General features: G+C 54.6%; 4 protein-coding genes. 1 reads left to right on the forward strand and 3 read right to left on the reverse strand.

All coding sequences use genetic code 11. The features are described 5' to 3' along the window. Window positions 1–153 precede the first annotated feature (153 nt). Window positions 154–1,227 carry an S-methyl-5-thioribose-1-phosphate isomerase gene (mtnA, locus tag MVK46_RS03185; RefSeq protein ID WP_297535207.1) on the reverse strand — a complete coding sequence of 358 codons (1,074 nt, stop codon included), beginning with the start codon at window positions 1,225–1,227 and terminating at the stop codon, window positions 154–156. A gap of 55 nt (window positions 1,228–1,282) precedes the next feature. Here mtnA and MVK46_RS03190 point away from each other — a divergent pair, with 55 nt between their 5' ends. Continuing rightward, the gene (locus MVK46_RS03190) at window positions 1,283–1,819 is read left to right on the forward strand and encodes an NTPase (protein WP_297535209.1); all 537 of its coding nucleotides are present in this window, start codon (window positions 1,283–1,285) and stop codon (window positions 1,817–1,819) included. On the opposite strand, the gene MVK46_RS03195 is transcribed toward MVK46_RS03190, so the two are convergent. Together MVK46_RS03195 and albA are read right to left on the reverse strand one after the other, a co-directional pair. Continuing rightward, window positions 1,809–2,342 (reverse strand): CBS domain-containing protein, encoded by a 534-nt coding sequence (locus MVK46_RS03195; protein ID WP_297535208.1) that lies wholly within the window; start codon window positions 2,340–2,342, stop codon window positions 1,809–1,811. The two genes, MVK46_RS03190 and MVK46_RS03195, sit on opposite strands and share 11 nt — an antisense overlap. A 170-nt stretch (window positions 2,343–2,512) precedes the next feature. Beyond that, a complete protein-coding gene (gene albA / locus MVK46_RS03200) occupies window positions 2,513–2,788 on the reverse strand; it encodes a DNA-binding protein Alba (protein ID WP_013467275.1) in 276 nt (91 codons plus the stop codon). Window positions 2,789–2,835: the final 47 nt, after the last annotated feature.

Below are 2,835 nucleotides of genomic sequence, written 5' to 3' on the forward strand. Positions count from 1 at the left end.
CGCCCAGCTGATGATAACGTATCCCCACCTGAAGAAGTTCCTAAAGAAAGCCCCTTCAATAGAGGAAGTTCGGGAGCTTCTGAAGTCCGTTAAGGGTGAGCTGAGTGAGGACATCGTAAGGGAGAGGCACTAGGAAATATGGAGAGAGGGACTTCAAGGTTCTTCCTTGAACAACCTCTTCAGGTTCCTCTCAAACGGCGGGTAAACGACGCCCCTATCTGTTATTATGCCGGTCAGATACCTGTGCGGTGTAACGTCGAATGCCGGGTTGTAGACGTCCACATCTGGGGCGATTCTGCAACCGCCACAGGTTAAGACTTCCTCCGGCTTCCGCTCCTCAATCGGTATCTCCTTTCCGCTTTTTAGAGAGAGGTCAATCGTCGAGAGCGGTGCCACCGTAAAGAACGGTATCCCGTGCTCCTTCGCGAGAACCGCCAGGGTGTAGGTGCCTATCTTGTTGGCGAAGTCGCCGTTGGCCACTATCCTGTCGGCGCCGACTATTATTGCATCGACTTTTCCCTGCTGCATCACGAAGCCGGCCATGTTGTCAGTTATTAGTTTCAGTGGAATTCCGTCGTAGTGGTACTCCCACGCGGAAAGCCTGGCCCCCTGAAGGACGGGCCTCGTCTCGTCCACCCAGAGGAGCTTCAGCGTTCCGTCCTTGTTCATCACGCGCAGAACGGCTCCAACGGTTCCGAGCTGGACCGTAGCCAGGCTCCCCGCGTTGCAGTGGGTGAGAACGTTGCCCTCCGGCAGGGCCTCGGCACCGTAGTGGCCCATCCTTAGGTTCGCCTCGACGTCTTCGTCCGCTATCCTCTGGGCCTCCGCAACTATGAGCTTCCTTATTTCCTCCAGGGGGCTCTCGGCGTTCTCCTCGACGAGCTTCTTAATCCTGTTGAGCGCCCAGAAGAGGTTTACGGCGGTGGGGCGTGTGTTCCTCAGCCTGTCGTAGGCCCTGTAAAAGCCGTCCATGAACTCATCCCTGGTTTTGGCTTTACTCGTGTCCGCGTAGAGGGCCAGGCCGAAGGCGGCCGCCGCTCCAATGGCCGGAGCTCCGCGCACCTTCATCGTGATGATTGCATCGGCGACTTCGTCAACGGTTCTCAGCTCGATGGTCCTGAACTCCCTCGGCAGAAGCGTCTGGTCAATCATGATAACCTTTCCCGTCTCATAGCGAACGGTTCTCGGAAGTCTGGTGAGTTCCTCAGGCTTATACCTTATCTCCACAGCTACCACCCCAAAGGGTTTAAGGGAGGAACTTAAAGCTCCTTCGGTGGTGAAAATGGTAAGGGTTTTCGTGACCGGCCCGGCAGGGGTTGGGAAGACGACGCTCGTCGAGAGGGTCGCGAGGGAAGTTGAGAGATGGGGCTACATCGTTGGAGGCATGATAACTAAGGAAGTTAGGCGAAACGGAAGGAGGATAGGCTTCAAAATCATCGCCCTCGACACTGGTGAGGAGGGAACGCTCGCGAGCCTGCGCGGAACGTCGCACTTGCTCGGGGTTCCCTTCGGAAAGTACGTCGTCCACGTTGACGAGCTTGAGAGAGTTGGCGTTTCGGCGATAAGGCGCGCTCTAGTTGAGGCGGATTTGATTGTCATAGACGAAATCGGCCCGATGGAGTACAAGAGCGACGAGTTCGTAAAAGCTATTGGCGAGGTGCTGAACTCGGACAAACCCCTTCTGGCGGTTGTCCACAGAAGAATGGTTGACAAGTTCAGGCCCCTCGGAAAGACCCACGTTCTAAGCGTTGAGAACAGGAACATGGAGTTTGGGATAATCCTCGATGAGATAATGAGAGAGCTGAAAGCTATAGGTTGAGGCTGTCCTTACAGCTCTCGCAAATCCATCTTTCCTGGCCCTCTATGTAGACCTTGTAGAGCGGGCCGTACTGACCGCAGAGCTCGCAGATGCCGTAAACTTCAGTTTCCTCGACCTCTTCCTCCTCTTCCTCGCTGTTCATGGTGTTCAGCGCCGCCAGAAGGTCAGCGGCCGTGACGAACCCAACCGGCTTTCCGAGGCGCGTTACGAGGAGTCTCCTTATGCCCTTCTCCATCATTTTGTCTATGGCATCGCCGATGTCGTAGTCGTCCTCTATGGTCACCGGGTTCTTTGTCATGACCTCACGAACCCTTACCGTCTTGGGGTCGCGTCCCTTCGCAACGACCTTGTCGAGTATGTCTCTATCGGTAATGACACCGACTATCTCATCGTTTTCAACGACGACGGCGCTTCCAACTTTGTGCCTGGAGAGTATCCTTGCGACACGCTCCACTGTGTCATCCGGCCTAACGACCACTGCTTTTCTCTTGACCACCTGTCCCACGGTCATCATTGCGGCCATGTTACCACCTCACAGGTTGGGGTTGATTGGGCACTCTTAAAAAAGTTTCTTCATAAACAAAACAATGACTTTAAATGGCACGGGAGCCAAGAACATGGGGAGAAATCGTCGAAAGACTTATGAAAAATCAGTGTAAGCAGAAACCCTAAGGAAAAGGAAAGGGATTAAATTCACGGCTTCTCGAGGATAATCTCGATAGTTGAGGTGTTGGCGGTTCTGCCGTCGGCAGTCGGAAGCTCCTCGGTGCCTATCTTAATCTCCTTAACCCTGACCTCTGGGAGGAACCTGTTCCTGACAATCTCGGCGACGTCAACGGCCCTGCTGATAGCCCTACCGCGAGCCTTGATGCTGACCTCCTTAGCGCCCTCGTTGAACTGGGTTATCACGGCGAGGACGTAGTTCATAACCGGCTTCTTTCCGATGTAGACGACGTGCTCCTCAGCCATTTCTGGCACCTCCGGAAGTTTTGTCGTTAGGCTATCGCGGGCATAGG

The sequence above is a fragment of the Thermococcus sp. genome, assembly GCF_027066465.1.
Taxonomy (GTDB): domain Archaea; phylum Methanobacteriota_B; class Thermococci; order Thermococcales; family Thermococcaceae; genus Thermococcus.

Coding starts and splice junctions, on each gene's coding strand:
- MVK46_RS03190 (WP_297535209.1), top strand. CDS start 1,283: ATGGTAAGGGTTTTCGTGACCGGCCCGGCAGGGGTTGGGAAGACGACG.
- MVK46_RS03195 (WP_297535208.1), bottom strand. CDS start 2,342: ATGGCCGCAATGATGACCGTGGGACAGGTGGTCAAGAGAAAAGCAGTG.
- albA (WP_013467275.1), bottom strand. CDS start 2,788: ATGGCTGAGGAGCACGTCGTCTACATCGGAAAGAAGCCGGTTATGAAC.